This window comes from Inhella proteolytica, from assembly GCF_016093275.1.
Lineage (GTDB): Bacteria > Pseudomonadota > Gammaproteobacteria > Burkholderiales > Burkholderiaceae_C > Inhella > Inhella proteolytica.
On record NZ_JAEDAK010000011.1, the window covers coordinates 138,689 to 154,730 of the forward strand.

At 69.5% G+C, this 16,042-nt stretch carries 13 protein-coding genes; 7 read left to right on the forward strand and 6 right to left on the reverse strand.

Annotated features, from left to right (window positions below; all coding sequences use genetic code 11):
* Positions 1-3: 3 nt before the first annotated feature.
* Positions 4-1,047, reverse strand: coding sequence for a rod shape-determining protein (locus I7X39_RS16050; RefSeq protein WP_138858138.1), 1,044 nt, complete (start codon positions 1,045-1,047; stop codon positions 4-6).
* Between the two features lie 213 nt (positions 1,048-1,260).
* On the opposite strand from I7X39_RS16050, the gene gatC reads away from it, so the two are divergent.
* From gatC to gatB, 3 genes are read left to right on the forward strand one after another with little or no spacing between them, the layout of a single operon-like run.
* Entirely contained in the window at positions 1,261-1,560 is a 300-nt protein-coding gene (gatC, locus tag I7X39_RS16055; protein ID WP_198112173.1) for an Asp-tRNA(Asn)/Glu-tRNA(Gln) amidotransferase subunit GatC, read from the forward strand.
* Positions 1,557-3,044, forward strand: coding sequence for an Asp-tRNA(Asn)/Glu-tRNA(Gln) amidotransferase subunit GatA (gene gatA / locus I7X39_RS16060; protein WP_198112174.1), 1,488 nt, complete (start codon positions 1,557-1,559; stop codon positions 3,042-3,044). The genes gatC and gatA overlap by 4 nt, the downstream gene beginning before the upstream one ends.
* 1 nt (position 3,045) lies before the next feature.
* Entirely contained in the window at positions 3,046-4,497 is a 1,452-nt protein-coding gene (gene gatB / locus I7X39_RS16065; protein WP_198112175.1) for an Asp-tRNA(Asn)/Glu-tRNA(Gln) amidotransferase subunit GatB, read from the forward strand.
* 6 nt (positions 4,498-4,503) lie between these two features.
* On the opposite strand, the gene I7X39_RS16070 is transcribed toward gatB, so the two are convergent.
* The 3 genes from I7X39_RS16070 to I7X39_RS16080 form a co-directional block, all read right to left on the reverse strand.
* Entirely contained in the window at positions 4,504-5,226 is a 723-nt protein-coding gene (locus I7X39_RS16070) for a DUF4124 domain-containing protein (protein WP_310739936.1), read from the reverse strand.
* A 4-nt stretch (positions 5,227-5,230) separates the two neighbouring features.
* Positions 5,231-5,890 (reverse strand): orotate phosphoribosyltransferase, encoded by a 660-nt coding sequence (gene pyrE, locus I7X39_RS16075; RefSeq protein ID WP_198112177.1) that lies wholly within the window; start codon positions 5,888-5,890, stop codon positions 5,231-5,233.
* Between the two features lie 128 nt (positions 5,891-6,018).
* A complete protein-coding gene (locus I7X39_RS16080) occupies positions 6,019-8,256 on the reverse strand; it encodes a TonB-dependent receptor (protein WP_198112178.1) in 2,238 nt (745 codons plus the stop codon).
* 136 nt (positions 8,257-8,392) lie between these two features.
* On the opposite strand from I7X39_RS16080, the gene I7X39_RS16085 reads away from it, so the two are divergent.
* Genes I7X39_RS16085 through I7X39_RS16100 form a run of 4 tightly spaced genes read left to right on the forward strand, consistent with a single transcriptional unit; the run spans position 8,393 to position 13,681 of the window.
* Complete coding sequence (locus I7X39_RS16085) at positions 8,393-9,175, forward strand: exodeoxyribonuclease III (protein ID WP_198112179.1); 783 nt, start codon at positions 8,393-8,395, stop codon at positions 9,173-9,175.
* Positions 9,176-9,219: 44 nt separating this feature from the next.
* Complete coding sequence (locus tag I7X39_RS16090; RefSeq protein ID WP_198112180.1) at positions 9,220-10,278, forward strand: ABC transporter substrate-binding protein; 1,059 nt, start codon at positions 9,220-9,222, stop codon at positions 10,276-10,278.
* Positions 10,275-11,996, forward strand: a complete 1,722-nt coding sequence (locus I7X39_RS16095) for a sensor domain-containing diguanylate cyclase (RefSeq protein WP_198112181.1) — start codon at positions 10,275-10,277, stop codon at positions 11,994-11,996. The genes I7X39_RS16090 and I7X39_RS16095 overlap by 4 nt, the downstream gene beginning before the upstream one ends.
* Complete coding sequence (locus I7X39_RS16100; RefSeq protein ID WP_198112182.1) at positions 11,996-13,681, forward strand: ABC transporter ATP-binding protein/permease; 1,686 nt, start codon at positions 11,996-11,998, stop codon at positions 13,679-13,681. Before I7X39_RS16095 ends, I7X39_RS16100 begins: the two co-directional genes overlap by 1 nt.
* Position 13,682: 1 nt before the next feature.
* Here the strand turns inward: I7X39_RS16100 and I7X39_RS16105 are convergent, their stop codons facing one another.
* Positions 13,683-14,975: an ABC transporter permease gene (locus I7X39_RS16105; RefSeq protein WP_198112183.1), complete on the reverse strand. Its 1,293-nt coding sequence runs from the start codon at positions 14,973-14,975 to the stop codon at positions 13,683-13,685.
* A gap of 3 nt (positions 14,976-14,978) precedes the next feature.
* Entirely contained in the window at positions 14,979-15,914 is a 936-nt protein-coding gene (locus I7X39_RS16110; protein ID WP_198112184.1) for an ABC transporter ATP-binding protein, read from the reverse strand.
* Positions 15,915-16,042: the final 128 nt, after the last annotated feature.

The following is a 16,042-nucleotide window of genomic DNA, read 5'->3' on the forward strand; positions in this document are numbered from 1 at the left end:
GTGTTAGTCGCTGGTGAAGATGGAGCCGGTGCGATCCAGATGATCGAGCGCCATGCCGCAACCGCGCACCACGCAGGTCAGCGGGTCTTCGGCCACCAGCACCGGCAGGCCGGTCTCTTCACGCAGCAGGCGGTCCAGGTCGCGCAGCAGGGCGCCGCCGCCGGTCAGCATCATGCCGCGGTCGGCAATGTCGGCACCCAGCTCGGGCGGGGTCTGCTCCAGCGCATTCTTCACGGCCGAGACGATCTGGTTCAGCGGGTCGGTCAGCGCTTCGAGGATCTCGTTGCTGCTGATCGTGAAGCTGCGCGGCACGCCCTCGCTGAGGTTGCGGCCCTTGACCTCCATCTCGCGCACTTCGCTGCCCGGGAAGGCCGAGCCGATGTTCTTCTTGATGGCCTCGGCGGTGGGCTCGCCGATCAGCATGCCGTAGTTGCGGCGGATGTAATTGATGATGGCCTCGTCGAACTTGTCGCCGCCGACGCGCACGCTGCCCTTGTAGACCATGCCGCCCAGGGACACGACGCCCACTTCCGTGGTGCCGCCGCCGATGTCGATGACCATCGAGCCCGCGGCCTCGGACACCGGCAGGCCGGCACCGATCGCCGCAGCCATCGGTTCTTCGATCAACTCGACGCGCGAGGCGCCGGCGCCCAGCGCGGCGTCGCGGATGGCGCGACGCTCAACCTGGGTCGATCCGCAGGGCACGCAGATGATGATGCAGGGGCTCGGGCGCATCATGGACTGCGGGTGCACCATGCGGATGAACTGCTTGATCATCTGCTCGGTGATCACGAAGTCGGCGATCACGCCGTCCTTCATCGGGCGGATCGCCTCGATGTTGCCGGGCACCTTGCCCAGCATGGCCTTGGCTTCCTTGCCGACGGCCTGGATGGTCTTCTTGCCATTGGTGCCGCCTTCGTGGCGGATGGCGACGACCGAGGGCTCATCCAGCACGATGCCCTTGTCGCGGACATAGATCAGGGTGTTGGCGGTGCCAAGGTCGATGGCAAGGTCGGTGGAAAAGTAGCGGCGCAGGGAACCAAACATGGTGGGCGGGCGTTTCTGGCGAGGCCCGGAAACGCAAAGGTGCATTTCCGCGGCGTGAATACGGCGAGGCCGCCGGACGGGGAGTCCGGCGGCCTCGGAAAATCGGGCCAGAGATAATACCCGAAGCCCCCCGCGCGCCCTGTAGGACAAGACCCCTAAGGTCTTGCTTCTGCTGGCTTTTTTCGCCAACTGCGCGCCGACCGAGGACACCCCATGGCCCTGACCCTGACCGACGTGAGCCGCATCGCCCATCTGGCGCGGCTCGATTGCCCCCCGGCGCAGGCCGAGCAGCTGCTGACCCAGCTGAACGGCTTCTTCGAGATCGTTGAAACCATGCGCGCCGTGGACACCACCGGCGTGCAGCCGCTCTACACGCCGCTCTCGGCCGTGCAGGAAGTGGCCCTGCGCCTTCGCGAGGACGTGGTGACCGAGACCAACCAGCGCGAGGCCAATCAGCGCAGCGCCCCGGCCGTCGAGGACGGCCTGTTCCTGGTGCCGAAGGTGATCGAATGAGCGCATTGCACACCCTGGGCGTGGCCGAAGGCCTGAAGGCCCTGGCCGAGAAGAAGATCAGCAGCGTCGAGTGGACCCAGAGCCTTCTGGCGCGCACCGCCGCGCACCAGAACCTGGGCGCCTTCCTGCACCTGGATGCCGAAGGCGCCTTGGCCGCCGCGCGCCAAGCCGATGCCCGCCGCGCCGCCGGCGAGGCCGCGCCGCTGCTGGGCGTGCCGATGGCGCACAAGGACATCTTCGTCACCACGAACCACCCCACCACCGCCGGCTCCAAGATCCTGGCCGGCTACCGCAGCCCCTTCGACGCCACGGTGGTGGCCAAGCTGAACGCCGCCGGCACCTTCTCCTTGGGCAAGCTGAACTGCGACGAGTTCGCGATGGGCTCCGCCAACGAGAACAGCGCTTACGCCAAGGTGCACAACCCCTGGGACCTGGAACGCGTGCCGGGCGGCAGCTCGGGCGGCTCGGCCGCCGCGGTGGCAGCCGGCCTGGTGCCCGCCAGCACCGGCACCGACACCGGCGGTTCGATCCGCCAGCCCGCCAGCTTCACCGGCATCACCGGCATCAAGCCGACCTACGGCCGCTGCTCGCGCTACGGAATGATCGCGTTCGCGTCGAGCCTGGACCAGGCCGGCCCGATGGCGCGATCGGCCGAGGACTGCGCCCTGCTGCTCTCGGCCATGAGCGGTTTTGACGAGCGCGATGCCACCAGCCTGCAACAACCGCCGCAGGACTTCCACGCCCAGATGCTGCAGCCGCGCGCCGGCGCCAGCAGCGCGCGCCCGCTTGAAGGCCTGCGCATCGGCCTGCCCAAGGAGTTCTTCCCCGCCGCGCTGGACGCCGATGTGAACAGCGCTGTGCGCGCCGGCCTGGCCGAATTGGAGAAGCTGGGCGCCACGCTGGTGGAGGTGAGCCTGCCGCGCACCGAGCTGGCCATCCCCGTCTACTACATCATTGCCCCGGCCGAGGCCAGCTCGAACCTGAGCCGCTTCGACGGCGTGCGCTACGGCCACCGCTGCGAAGACCCGAAGGACCTGCTCGATCTGTACAAGCGCACGCGCAGCGAAGGCTTCGGCCCCGAGGTGCAGCGCCGCATCCTGATCGGCAGCTATGTGCTCAGCCACGGCTACTACGACGCCTACTACCTGCAGGCGCAGAAGCTGCGCCGCATGATTGCCGACGACTTCCAGCAGGCCTTTACACAGTGCGACCTGATCGCCGGCCCGGTGGCGCCTTCGGTGGCTTGGAAGATCGGCGAACAGGGCGACGACCCGGTCAAGGCCTACCTGGCCGACATCTTCACCCTGCCCGGCTCGCTGGCCGGCCTGCCCGGCATGAGCGTGCCGGTGGGCCTGGGCGCGCACGGCATGCCGGTGGGCCTGCAATTGCTCGGCAACTACTTCCAAGAGGGTCAGCTGCTGCACGCGGCGCACGTCCTGCAACTGGCGACCGACTGGCACAAGGCCACGCCGAAGGGCTTCTGACATGACGACCAAATCCAAACTCGTGCGGGGCTACGAGGTCGTGATCGGCCTGGAAAACCATGTCCAGCTGAGCACCGCCTCGAAGATCTTCAGCGGCAGCTCGACCGCCTTCGGCGCCGCCCCCAACACCCAGGCCTCGGCCGTGGACCTGGCCCTGCCCGGCACGCTGCCGGTGCTGAACCGCGGTGCGGTCGAGCGCGCGATCCGCTTCGGTCTGGCGGTGGGCGCGCACATCGCGCCGCTGTCCATCTTTGCGCGCAAGAACTACTTCTACCCGGACCTGCCCAAGGGCTACCAGATCAGCCAGTACGAGATCCCGGTGGTGCAGGGCGGCCAGGTGCGCTTCTTCGTGGGCGAGCAGGAGCATGTGGTCAACCTGACCCGCGCCCACCTGGAAGAGGACGCGGGCAAGAGCCTGCACGAGGACTACCACGGCCAGAGCGGCATCGACCTGAACCGCGCCGGCACGCCGCTGCTGGAGATCGTCTCCGAGCCCGAGATGCGCAGCGCCGAGGAAGCCTGCGAGTACGCCAAGACCCTGCACGCGCTGGTGATGTGGCTGGGCATCTGCGACGGCAATATGCAGGAGGGCTCGTTCCGCTGCGATGTGAACGTCTCGGTTCGCAAGCCCGGCGCGCCCTTCGGCACGCGCCGCGAGATCAAGAACCTGAACAGCTTCAAGTTCCTGATCCAGGCGGTGAACTACGAGGTCAACTGGCAGATCGACCAGATCGAGGATGGCCTGGAGATTCAGCAGGCCACCGTGCTGTTCAACCCCGACACCGGCGAGACCCGCGCGATGCGCAGCAAGGAAGACGCGGCCGACTACCGCTACTTCCCCGACCCCGACCTGCCGCCGCTGCTGATCGGCGCCGACTGGGTGGAACGCGTGAAGGCCGAGCTGCCCGAGTTGCCGGCGGTGATGGCCGCGCGCTTCGCCAGCCAGGACGGCCTGCCCGCTTACGACGCCCAGATGATGACCGCCAGCCTGCCCGTGGCGCGCTACTACGAGGCCGCCAAGGCCGCGGGTGCAAGTCCGAAGCTGGTGGCCAACTGGGTGATGGGCGAAATCTCGCGCCGCCTGAACGCGGAGGAGAAGGGCATCGAGGCCGCGCCCGTGGGCCCCGCCCTGCTGGCGCAGCTGATCGCCCGCATCAGCGACGGCACGATCAGCAACAACGCCGCACGCCAGGTGTTCGAAGCCCTTTGGGCGGGTGAATCCACCGACGTGGATGCCGTCATCGAGGCCAAGGGCCTGAAGCAGATGAGCGACACTGGCGAGCTTGAGCGCATCCTCGACGAGGTCCTGGCCGCCAATGGCAAGTCGGTGGAGGAGTTCCGCGCCGGCAAGGACAAGGCCTTCAACGCCCTGGTCGGCCAGGCCATGAAGGCCACCAAGGGCAAGGCCAACCCCGGCCTGGTGAACGAGCTGCTGAAGAAGAAGCTGGGCTGAACGGGCTCAGCGCCCGCTCGCCGGCGCCGAGCCGGCGGGCGGTGCGCTCGCGGCCAAGGCCGCATTCACCGCCGCCTCCACATCGCGGGCGTTCGGCGGCGGCCCCAGTGAGCCCGGAAGCGCACCGGCCCAGAGCTTCTCCAGGCGCGCCAGCTCCATGTCGTAGCGGATGTTGACGCGCACCTTCTCGGCGTTCTGCTGCGAAATGAAGTGGCGCTGCGCCTCGGTGGCAGCGTCGTTCACGTCGAACTGCTGCCGGAGTTTGGGCGGCAGCGGCTTGCCCTTGTAGAACTCGGCTTCCTCGTCCAGTGACTTGCGCTCGCGGGCCAGGTCGCTGAGGCGCTTGACGCTCAGCTCGGTGGCCTTGACCAGATCGTCCAGCGCGGCGGTGCGCGCCACGTCGTGCTGCGTGCGGTTGCGAAAGCGCGTCAGCAGATTGCGGTCATGCCGGGCCGCGTCGGCCTGCGCGGCCCGCTTGCCGGCCAGCTCGCGCTGGCGCAATTCCTCGGCCGCACGCTCTTCCGGCGACTGCGCCGGCGGCAGCTTGGCCCGCACGCTGCCATCGTTGCGGTGCACGATCTGCTCGGTGCCCTTGCACTCGGGTATCGGGCGGTCCGAGGTCAGGCGCCGGCCATCGGCCGTGACGCAGCTGTAGATCTTGGCGCCCGGCACCTGGGCATACGCCGCGCCCAGGGCCAGCCACAGGATGCAGGGCAGCAGGCGGCGCACGGCCTCAGACTCCGTAACGCTCACGGTAGGCCTGCACGCGCTGGGCGTGCTCGGCCAGGGCCGGGTCGTCGCGCAGGAAGTCGAGCAGATCCGCCAGACCGGCGATCGCCCAGACCGGCAAGCCCAGCTCGCGCTGCACCCACTGCACGGCCGAATGCGGCAGGTCGACACCGTTCTCGGCCGCCTTCTCCTGCCGATCCAGGGCGATGGCCACACCGGCCGGCGTGGCACCGGCGGCACGGATCAGCTGGATCGACTCGCGCACCGAGGTGCCGGCACTGATGACGTCGTCGACGATCAGCACCCGCCCCTGGAGCGGCGCGCCCACCAGGGTGCCGCCCTCGCCGTGGTCCTTGGCTTCCTTGCGGTTGTAGGCGAAGGGCTTGTTATGCCCCAGGCGCGCCAGTTCGATCGCCAGGGCTGCGGCCAGGGTGATGCCCTTGTAGGCCGGGCCGAAGATGACGTCGAACTCGTCCACGTGCGGCAAGAGACGCTGCGCGTAGGCCTGGGCCAGGCGGCCGATCTTGGCGCCGTCGTCAAACAGGCCGGCATTGAAGAAGTAGGGGCTGAGTCGCCCCGCCTTGGTCTTGAATTCGCCGAAGCGCAGCACGCCGGCCTGAACGGCGAAGGCGACAAAGTCTTGGGCAGTGCGATCGTGGGCCATCGGAACGATTCTAGGCAGCGGCCAGGGCCGCGCCCCAGGGAATGCCAGAAGGAGCAACGCCGCGCGAACGCGCGGCGTTGTCGGCTTCACGGTTCACGAAGGAACCGGGTGACGGCGGCTGGGCCGGCTCAGAACATCGCCTTGAAGGCCAGCCCGTAGGTGCGGGGCTCGTTGACGAAACCGGTCAGGTTGTTGAAGTCGATGCCCCCGGTGACGCGGATCTGGTTGGTGATGTTGCGCACGAAGCCGGCCACCTCGTACTGGCCATTGCCCCACAGATAGCCGACGCGCAGGCCGCCCTCGGTCAGCGCCTTGCCGGTGTACTCGGCGGCGTCGTAGAGGAAGAAGTTGACCTTGGAGCGATAGGCCCAGTCGGTGTAGAGGTAGACCTCGTCGCCATTGGCCAGCGGGATGCTCCAGCGTGCCGTGAAGTTGGCGGTCCACTTCGGTGCCTGCGGCATCGGGTTGCCATTCAGGTCCACCGTGGGGGCGAACTTGAAGGCGGCCGGGTTGGCCGGCACGAGGATGCGATCCAGCACGGTGCAGCCCGAACCGCAGGCCTCGGCAGCCAGGTTGGCGTCCTTGAACTTGGTGTTGTTCAGCGAGACGCCGGCGGTCAGCAGCACGTCCGGGTGCGGCAGCAGGTCCAGATTGAGCTCGAAGCCGTTGCCGGTCGACTTGGCGGCATTGATCAGGCGGTTGAAGTTGGCGCCGCCGCCCACCGCGGTGAGCTGCTGGTTCTTGACCTCGTAATTGAAGACCGAAGCCGACAGGCGCGCCTTGCGGTTCCAGAAGTCTCCCTTGACGCCGAACTCGATCGACTTGACGTCCTCGGGCTTGGCTTGGCTTTGCGGGCCGAAGGCCGAAGCCGGCTGCATGGAGCTGGCACGGAAGCCCGTGGCGTAGCGGGTGTAGAGGTTGACCGCCTTGTCGAGCGAGTAGGTGGCGGAAAGGTCCCAGCTCCACTTGCTGTCGCTGGTGGAGGCGCTGGTGCCCGCGCTGGTGTTCACTGGCCCGGTGGTGCTCAGGTCCTTCTCGTCCTTCGTGTAACGCAGGCCGGCGCGCATCTTCAGGTCGCGCGTGAGGTCGTAGTTGACGGCGCCGAACAGGGCCGCGGCCTTGTTGGTCTGGCGCGTCAGCGTGGTGGTGTTCGGCTGGTGCGTAAAGGCGTTGTAGTCGATCGATTCGATCGTGTACTGCTCATCGAACAGGTAGACACCGCCCTGCCAGCGCAGCGGGCCGCCGTCCTTGGATTCCAGGCGCACTTCCTGGGAGAGCTGGCGGTGGTCGCGCAGGCCGTCCGAGGTCTCCACCGGGAAGGGAATGAAGCCCGGGCCCATGGGCTGGGCGAACACGGCGCCGTAGCCGCCGTCGATGTCGCCGCGCGAGAACGGCTCCACCGTCTCCCAGCCGGTGATCGAGTAGATGTTCAGCCCGGGCAGCGACCACTTCAGGCGCGCACTCGCGCCGGTCTGGGTGATCTGCTGCTCGTTGATGCCGTCGATCGACACGCGCTTGGGGTCGAAGCCGTCCACCAGGTCATTCGTGCCGGGCTTGATGATGTTGGCGCGGAACAGGCGCGGGCTGCCGTTCAGGTCGCGGTGGTGCACATTGAGGAGCGCGCTGAATTCCTTGTGCGGCTCGTACAGGGCCTGGATGCGCAGGCCGGTGTCGGTATAGCCCTCGGTCTTGGGCGTCACCGCGCCGGGCAGGGTGTTCTTCACCCAGTCCTTGCGGTGCTGGGTCTGGCCCGAGAAGCGCGCCGCCCAGTCGCCGCCCAGCGGCAGGTTGAAGGCGCCTTCCAGGTTCACCATGCCCTGGCTGCCGGCGCTGATGCTGGCGTAGCCGTTCTGCTTCTGGCTGGGCTTGACGGACTCGAACTTCACCACACCGGCCGGCGTGTTGCGGCCGAACAGGGTGCCCTGCGGGCCGGCCACCACTTCGACGTTGGCTTGGTCGAACACCGGGAAGCCCTTGAGGATGGGGTTCTCCTGGATCACGTCGTCATAGATCACCGACACCGGCTGCGAGGCGTTCAGACGGAAATCGGTGTTGCCGTAGCCGCGGATGTAGAAGCGCGGGAAGGCGCGGCCGAAGCTCGACTCGATGTTCAGGCTGGGTACGCGGCCGGAGAGGAAGCGCACGTCCTGGCCGCCGGCGGACAGCACGTCGAGCTTCTCGCCGCTGAGCTTGGAGACGGCGTTGGGCACGTCCTTGATGTTCTCGACCCGACGCTCCGCGGTGATGACCACGGTTTCCAGCTGGTTCTTGTCGCGCTTCTCTTCTTCCTGGGCCTGGGCAAAGGCGGGCAGGGCGGCGGCCAGGGCCAGGCTGAGCAGGGTGGGACGCAGAGGAAGGTAGGGCATGGCGGACTCTTTGTTGGAGGGACTGCGAAGCCGCCCATCTTGCCGCTGGCCCGGGGCGGTGCCGCGTCCTGTTGCGGCAATGCGTCAGCTCGGGCGCCGACGCGATACTCCGCGACCCCCTTTTGACCGCCTCCCCATGCGCCTCATCACCGCCAATCTGAACGGCATCCGCTCGGCCGCCACCAAGGGCTTCTTTGACTGGCTGAGCCACCAGCGCGCCGATGCCGTCGGCGTGCAGGAGGTCAAGGCCCAGGGCGATGTGGTGGCCGGCCAGTTCGACCGCTGCGGCCGCCTGCAGGGCCACTTCCACTATGCGCAGAAGAAGGGCTACTCGGGTGTCGGCCTGTACGTGCACCACGAGCCCTCGGACGTGCGCATCGGCTACGGCTCGGCCGAGTTCGATCTGGAGGGTCGCTGGGTCGAGGCCCGCTTCGACAAGCCCGGCCGCAAGCTCAGCCTGATCTCCTGCTACTTCCCCAGCGGCAGCAGCGGCGAGGAACGCCAGGCCGCCAAGTTCCGCTTCCTGGCCGAGATGGCGCCGCACCTGGCGGCGTTGAAGGCCGAGCGCGAGTTCATCCTGGTGGGCGACATCAACATCGCGCACAAGGAAGTCGACCTGAAGAACTGGAAGGGCAATCTGAAGAACAGTGGCTTCCTGCCCGAGGAACGCGCCTGGCTGGACCAACTCTTCGGCGCAGCGGGCTTGGTGGACGTGTTCCGCACGCTGAACCAGAAGGAGGAGCAGTACACCTGGTGGAGCCAGCGTGGCCAGGCCTGGGCCAAGAACGTGGGCTGGCGGCTGGATTACCAGATCGCCACCCCCGGCCTGGCGGCGCTGGCGAAGAAGGAAAAGATCCATCTGGAGCCGCGCTTCTCCGACCACGCGCCGCTGATCATCGATTACGACTTCGCGCTTTGATCCAACTCGGGTCAGCCCGCCGGCGCGGCCCCTAATATCGATCCATGCAGCGTCGTGCCCTGCCCCTTGTCTGTGCCAGCCTGCTGGCCGCCCGCCTGCAGCCCGCTGCGGCGGCCCCGGCCGTGCTGCGCGTGCTGGCCTGGCCGGGCTATGCCGAGCCCGAGGTGGTGCAGGCCTTCGAGCAGCAGCACGGCGCACACGTCGAGCTCACACTGATCGACACCGACGAGGCCCTGTGGCAGAAACTGAGCCAGCGGGAGGGCGCCGACTTCGACGTCCTGGCGCTCAACACCGTGGAGCTGCGCCGTGCCCAGCAGGCCGGGCTGCTGCGCGCGCTGGAGCCCGCGCGCATCCCCGCCCTGGGGCGCCAGCTGCCGCGCTTTCAGCGCCGCAGCAGCATCCCCGGGCTGGAGCTCAAGCAGGGCGGCAGGACCGAGCTTTACGGCGTGCCCTACACCTATGCGGAGATGGGCCTGATCTACGACCGCCGCCGCCTGCCGGAGGCGCCGACCTCGATCAATGTGCTCTGGGAGCCGCGCTGGCGCGGCAAGGTGCTGGCCTACAACGGCGGCAGTCACAACTTCACGTTGGCGGCGCAGACCCTGGGCCTGCCCGCCCCCTTTCGTCTGCAGGCGGGCGATTGGCCGCGCGCCGTCGAGCGCCTGATCGCCCTGCGCCGCAATGTGCTGGGCTTCTACAGCCAGCCCGAGGAGTCGGTGCGCCTGTTCCAGCGCCATGGTGCGGCGCTGATGTTCGCCAATTACGGCACCCAGCAGCTGCAGCTGCTGCGCCAGGCTGGCGCCAATGTGGGCTATGCCATCCCGCGCGAAGGCGCGCTGGCTTGGCTGGATTGCTGGGCGCTGACGCGGCAGTGCCGCGAGACGGCACTGGCCCATGCCTGGATCGACCATGTGCTGGGTGACCAGGCCAGCCAGCTGCTGGTGCAGCGCCAGGGCCTGGCCAATACCGTGAGCGAATCGATCGGCAGCCCGGGGGCGGCCAAGCTGGTCTGGCTGGAGCCGGTGGAGGACGTGGCGCGACGCGAAACGCTATGGGCGCGCATCCGCTCGGGCGACCGGGCCGAGCGCGTGCTCTCGCCATGAGGCTCGGGCTCGCGGCGCGCTTTGGTGCGGTGATCGCCCTTACGGGCGTGCTGGCCGCGGGCCTGACCGGCTACTACGGCTACTCGGCCAGCCGGCAGATGCTGCTGGACGCCGCCGAGGAGCGGCTGCTAACCGCCACCCGTGTGCTGGCCCGCCAGCTCACGCTGGAACTGGGCAATGTGGCGCGCGACGTGCTGCTGTTTGCCGAGCACCCGGTGGCCGCGCAGCTGCTGCTGCGCAGCGACCCGCAGCTGCAGGAGCGCACCGCGCGCAATACCGCCATCCTGTTCGAGCGCATGCTGCTGACGCACCCGCAGTACTTCCAGATGCGCCTGATCGACACCGACAGCTATGGCCAGGAAGTGGTGCGGGTGGACCGCCAGCGCGACGGCGTGCGCCGCGTGCCCGAGGCCGAGCTGCAGGAGAAGGGCCACACGCCCTATGTGTACGAGACCATCCGGCTGCCCCGCGGTTCGGTGTACGTCTCGCGCGCCAGCATCAACCATGAGGTGGGCGCTCACATGGGCTCGGAAAAGCCGGTGCTGCAGATGGCCGCGCCGGTGCTCGACGCCCAGCAGCAGGTGCGCGGCGTCATCGTCGTCAACGTCGACCTCGAAGGCCTGTTCCAGCAGCTGGCGGCCGACCTGCCGGCCGGGCTGCAGCTCTACCTGATGAACGGCGAGGGCGACTACCTGATCCACCCGGACAAGGCCAAGGCCTTCGCCTTCGACCGCGGCCAGCAGGCCCGCGTGCCGGAAGACTTTCCGGCCGCCAGTGCCCTGCTGGCCGAGCCGCCGCAGCGCAAGGCGGAACTGGTAACCCATGTGGGCGGCCGCAGCGGCCGGGTGGCGGCCTTCGTGCGCCAGCCGCGCGGTGATCTTGCGATCGAGGACGATTTCATCGTCGGCCTGGCCCAGCCCATGGACCAGGTGCTGGCCGAGGGCGAGCGCCTGGGCCGCGTGAATGTGCGCATCGTGCTGGGCTTCAGCGCGCTGGCCCTGCTGCTGGCGGTGCTGCTGGCGCGCGCGCTGAGCCGGCCGATCGGGCAGATCGTGCGCTCGGTGCGCGGCTTCTCGGCCCAGGCGCCGCTCGTCAACGAGCTGCCCAGCACGCGCAACGACGAGCTGGGCGTGCTGGCGCGCAGCGTGCACGACATGCAGCGCCAGATCCACCAGCAGTTCGAGACCCTGCAGCTCAAGCAGGCCGAGATGGACCGCCTGGCCAGCCACGACAGCCTGACCGGCCTGCTGAACCGCCGCGCCTTCCTGGACCGGCTGGAGCACGCGCTGGCGCAGGCGCGCCGCAGCCAGGGCCGGCTGGCCCTGCTGTACATCGATCTGGACCACTTCAAGCCCATCAACGACCGCTTCGGCCACGCCGCCGGCGATGCCCTGCTGCAAGGCCTGGCCCTGCGCCTGCAGCACCTGGTGCGCGAATCGGACACCGTGGCCCGGCTCGGCGGCGACGAGTTCGTGCTGCTGATCGAGCAGGGCGCGGCCGACGACGGCGCGCTGCACGGCGTGGCGCAGAAGGTGCTGGCGGCGCTGAGCGAGCCGGTGCCCTTCCAGGGCCAGCAGCTGGTGTGCGGCGGCAGCATCGGCATCGCCCGCTTCCCGCATGACGGACCCACAGCGAGCGAGCTGCTGGCCGCGGCCGACCAGGCCATGTACCAGGCCAAGACCGAGGGCCGGCACCAGGCCCGTTTCGCGCGCAGCTGATGGAACGGCCGGCCACCCCGGGCTTCAACTCCCAGCTGGCGCGGCAGTTCCTGCGCATCGCCCAGCCCTACTGGCGCGATGCCGAGGAACGCTGGCGCGCCTTCGGCCTGCTGGCGCTGCTGATGCTGCTGCTGCTGGGGCAGACCGGCTTCAACGTGCTGTTCAACCAGGAGACGGGCGAGTTCACCTCGGCGCTGGCAGCGCGCGACGGCGCGCGCTTCTGGTCCTCGATCGAGCGCTTCGTCTGGATCCTGCTGGCCGCGGTGCCCATCTACGCGCTGTACTACTTCGTGCGCGACACCCTGGGCCTGCGCTGGCGGCGCTGGCTGACGGTGCGCTTCCTGGGTCGCTACTTCGAGGGCCGCGCGTACTACCACCTGAACGCCGATGGCACGCTGGACAACCCCGACCAGCGCATTGCCGAGGACATCAACAGCTTCACCAGCCAGTCGCTCTACTTTTCGATGATCGTGCTGGGGGCGCTGGTGCAGATGGCCGCCTTTGCCAGCGTGCTCTGGGGCATCTCGCCGCTGCTGATCTACATCCTGTGCATCTACGCGCTCATCAGCACCTTCTTCACGGCGCGCGTGTTCGGCCGCCACCTGGTGCCGCTGAACTTCGCCCAGCTGCAGCGCGAGGCCGACTTCCGCTTCGGCCTGGTGCGCCTGCGCGAACACGCCGAGCCCGTGGCCCTGCACGGCGGCGAGGCGCACGAGCGCGGCACCCTGCAGCGCCTCTTTGACGCCGCCTACGCCAACTACCGCCGCGTGCTGCGCTGGCAGCTCAAACTCAACCTGTTCCAGTACGCGCACAGCTTCCTGACCCTGGTGCTGCCCAGCATGGTGATCGCGCGCGATGTGCTGGAGGGCCGCCTGGAAGTGGGCCATGCGGTGCAGGCAGCCGGGGCCTTCGGCGCCATCCTCAGCGCGCTGACGCTGATCGTCGAGCACTTCGAGGGCCTGAGCCGCTTCTCGGCCGGCATCGCCCGCCTGCACGCCTTCCAGCAGCAGCTGGAGCGCCCGCACGCGGTGGACGGCATCCGCAGCGAGGCCGCGCACGAGCTCGCGCTGCAGGACCTGAGCGTCTACACGCCGGGGCGCGCGCAATGCCTGCTGCAGGGCCTGAGCCTGCACGTGCCGCCCGGCCAGGGCCTGCTGATCAGCGGCGCCAGCGGCACGGGCAAGAGCTCGCTGCTGCGTGTGCTGGCCGGCTTGTGGGACGAGGGCAGCGGCTGCGTGCAGCGCCCCGCTGCACCCGACATGCTGTTCCTGCCCCAGCAGCCCTACCTGCCGCTGGGGCCGCTGCGCGAACAGCTGCTCTACCCCCACCCCGAGCGCGCCGTCTCCGACGCCGAGCTGCAGCACTGGCTGGAGCGCGTGAACCTGGCGGACCTGGCCACGCGCTTCGGCGGCCTGGATGCCGAACGCGACTGGGGCAAGCTGCTGTCCATCGGCGAGCAGCAGCGCCTGGCTTTCGTGCGCGCGCTGCTGGCCCGCCCGCGCTACCTGCTGCTGGACGAAGCCACCAGCGCGCTCGACGCCGACAACGAACGCCGGCTCTACGAGCTGCTGGCGCCGCTCTCCATCACGCCCATCAGCGTCAGCCACCACCCGGCGCTGCGCGCCTTCCACCGCCAGGAGCTGTGCCTGAGCGGCGGGGGCGCCTGCACGCTGAACGCGCTGTAGCTCACGCCTCGGCCCACTCGAAACGCCACCAGGCGAGCCCCCCCATCAGCAGCGCCGCCGCGCCGAGCAGGCCGGCCTGCTGGGCGGCCGCGGCCAGACCCAGGCCGCGCCAGGTCATCGCGTCCAGGCCGTCGATGGCCCAGCGCGTGGGCACCAGCAGGGTCAGCTGCTGCAGCCAATCCGGGAACATGAAAGCCGGCACCCAGGCGCCGCCCAGCATCACCAGCAGCAGCGTGGCCACGATGGCCAGGCCGCGCGTGGCCTCGGGCGTGCGGCCCAGCGCCGCCACCGCCAGACCGAAGGCGGCGGTGAAGAGCGCGAAGCCCAGCAGCACCAGGGCCAGGCCCAGCCAGCTGCCCTGCACGCGCACGCCAAAAACCGCGATGGCCACCGCCATCAGCACCGTGAACACGCCCAGCGCAATCAGCGCGCTGCTGAGCAGCCGGCTGCCCAGCAGCACCGTGCGCGAGGCCGGCGCGGCGCGCAGGCGTTTCCACAGGTCCTGCCGACGCAGCAGCAGCAGGGCCACACCCATGTCCACGCCCAGCATCAGGATGAACTGCACGCCCATGCCGGCAAAGGAATGGGCGTAAGCGTTGTAGCCGGCCTGCTGCGGCGCCTGCGCCGCCACCAGCTCGGTGTCGAAGGGCTGGCGCAGGCCTGCTGAAGCGCCGGCTGGGCCCGATGCACCCGCGGCCGACGCGCTCACACGCTGCACGCGCGCCACCTGGTCGAACAGGGCCAGCAGCTCCTGCTGCTCCGCCGCGGCCAGCCCCTGGGCGTGCTGCACCTGGCCGCGCAGATCGGCCATCAGGCTGCCGTCGGCCTGGAAGGCGGCCTGGCTGAGGCTGCGCATCGCATGCTGTGCCAGCAGGCCCTGCACCACGGCCAGACCCAGGGCCTTGGAGGGGTCGTGGTGCAGCAGGATCACCGGCCGCGGCCCGGCGCCGAACAGCGCGCGCCCGGCCTGCTGGCCAAAGCCGGCGGGCAGCTGCGCGGCGGCGTCCAGCTTGCCGGCGCGCACCAAGGCCTGGGCAGGCTCGGCGTCAAGCTCCTGCAGCTTCAGATGGGGGTCGGCGCGCAGCGCGGCCACCAGGGCCTGGCTGACCGGGCTGCGGTCCAGATCAGTAATGGCCAGACCGACGCCGGCCTTCTTGGCGCTGCCGCTGCCACCGAACAGGCTGCCGAAAAAGGCGGCGATGAGGATCGGCGCCAGCAGGGTCAGCAGCAGGGCGCGGCGGTCGGACAGAAAGATCCGCAGGTCCTTCTGGATCAGGGCGAGCAAGGCATGCATGGGTCAATCCCTCAACTGACGACCCGTGAGGGTCAGGAACAGGTCTTCCAGCGTGACGCGGCTGCTGGACCAGCGGGCCGGCTGCAGGCCCTGCGCGGCCAGGGCCTGCAGCACCGCAATGCCGGCCTGCCAGTCCGCCAGGGCCAGGCGCAGGCGCGAGCCCTCGCGGCGCAGGCCCTGCACGCCGGGCAGGCTTTGCAGCGCGGCGAGCTCGGGTTCGCCCTGGGCCAGCTCGATGTCCAGGCCCTGGCCGCCTTCCAGCCGCTGCAGCAGTTCGGCCAGCCGGCCCTCGGCCACCACGCGGCCGTGGTCCAGGATGACGATGCGGTCCGCCAGGCGCTCCACCTCCTCCATGTAGTGGCTGGTGTAGATGAGCGCCTTGCCGGCGCGCTTCAGGCCTTCCAGCAGCTCGAAGATGGCGTTGCGGCTGTGCGGGTCCACGCCCGCGGTGGGCTCGTCCAGCACGATCAGATCGGGCTCGTGCACCAGGGCGCAGGCGATGTGCAGGCGGCGCTTCATGCCGCCGCTGAAGGCACGCGGCGCCTCGTCGGCGCGCTCCAGCAGGCCCACCTGGGCCAGCACGGCCTGCGCGCGCTGGCGCTGGCGGGCGCGGTCCAGCCCGTAGAGCGCGCCGAACAGCTCCACGTTGCGGCGTGCGCTCAGGGTCTCGAACAGGGCCAATTCCTGCGGCACCAGGCCGATGCGGCGCTTGGCAGCGTCCGGCTCGGCCAGCAGGGCCTGCCCGCCCAGGCGGATCTCGCCGCCGTCGGGCGGCAGCAGGCCGCAGAGCATGGCCACGGTGGTGGACTTGCCCGCGCCGTTGGGGCCCAGCAGCCCGAGCAGCTCGCCGCGGCGCACGGCCAGGCTCACATCGGCCACGGCCGGCCGCGGGCCGTAGTGTTTGCGCAGGGCGGTGGCCTGCAGCAGCGCGTCTTGCATGGGGGGCTCCCGAAAGCGAGGAGGCCGCAGCTTCGGCGCCCGCCGCGGCCCGCGCCGCCGCGCTGCGATGAGCGGCGGCCGCGCGGCGCCAACGGCCGCCGGGCGCGGCGAAGCGCTGCGCCGCGTGC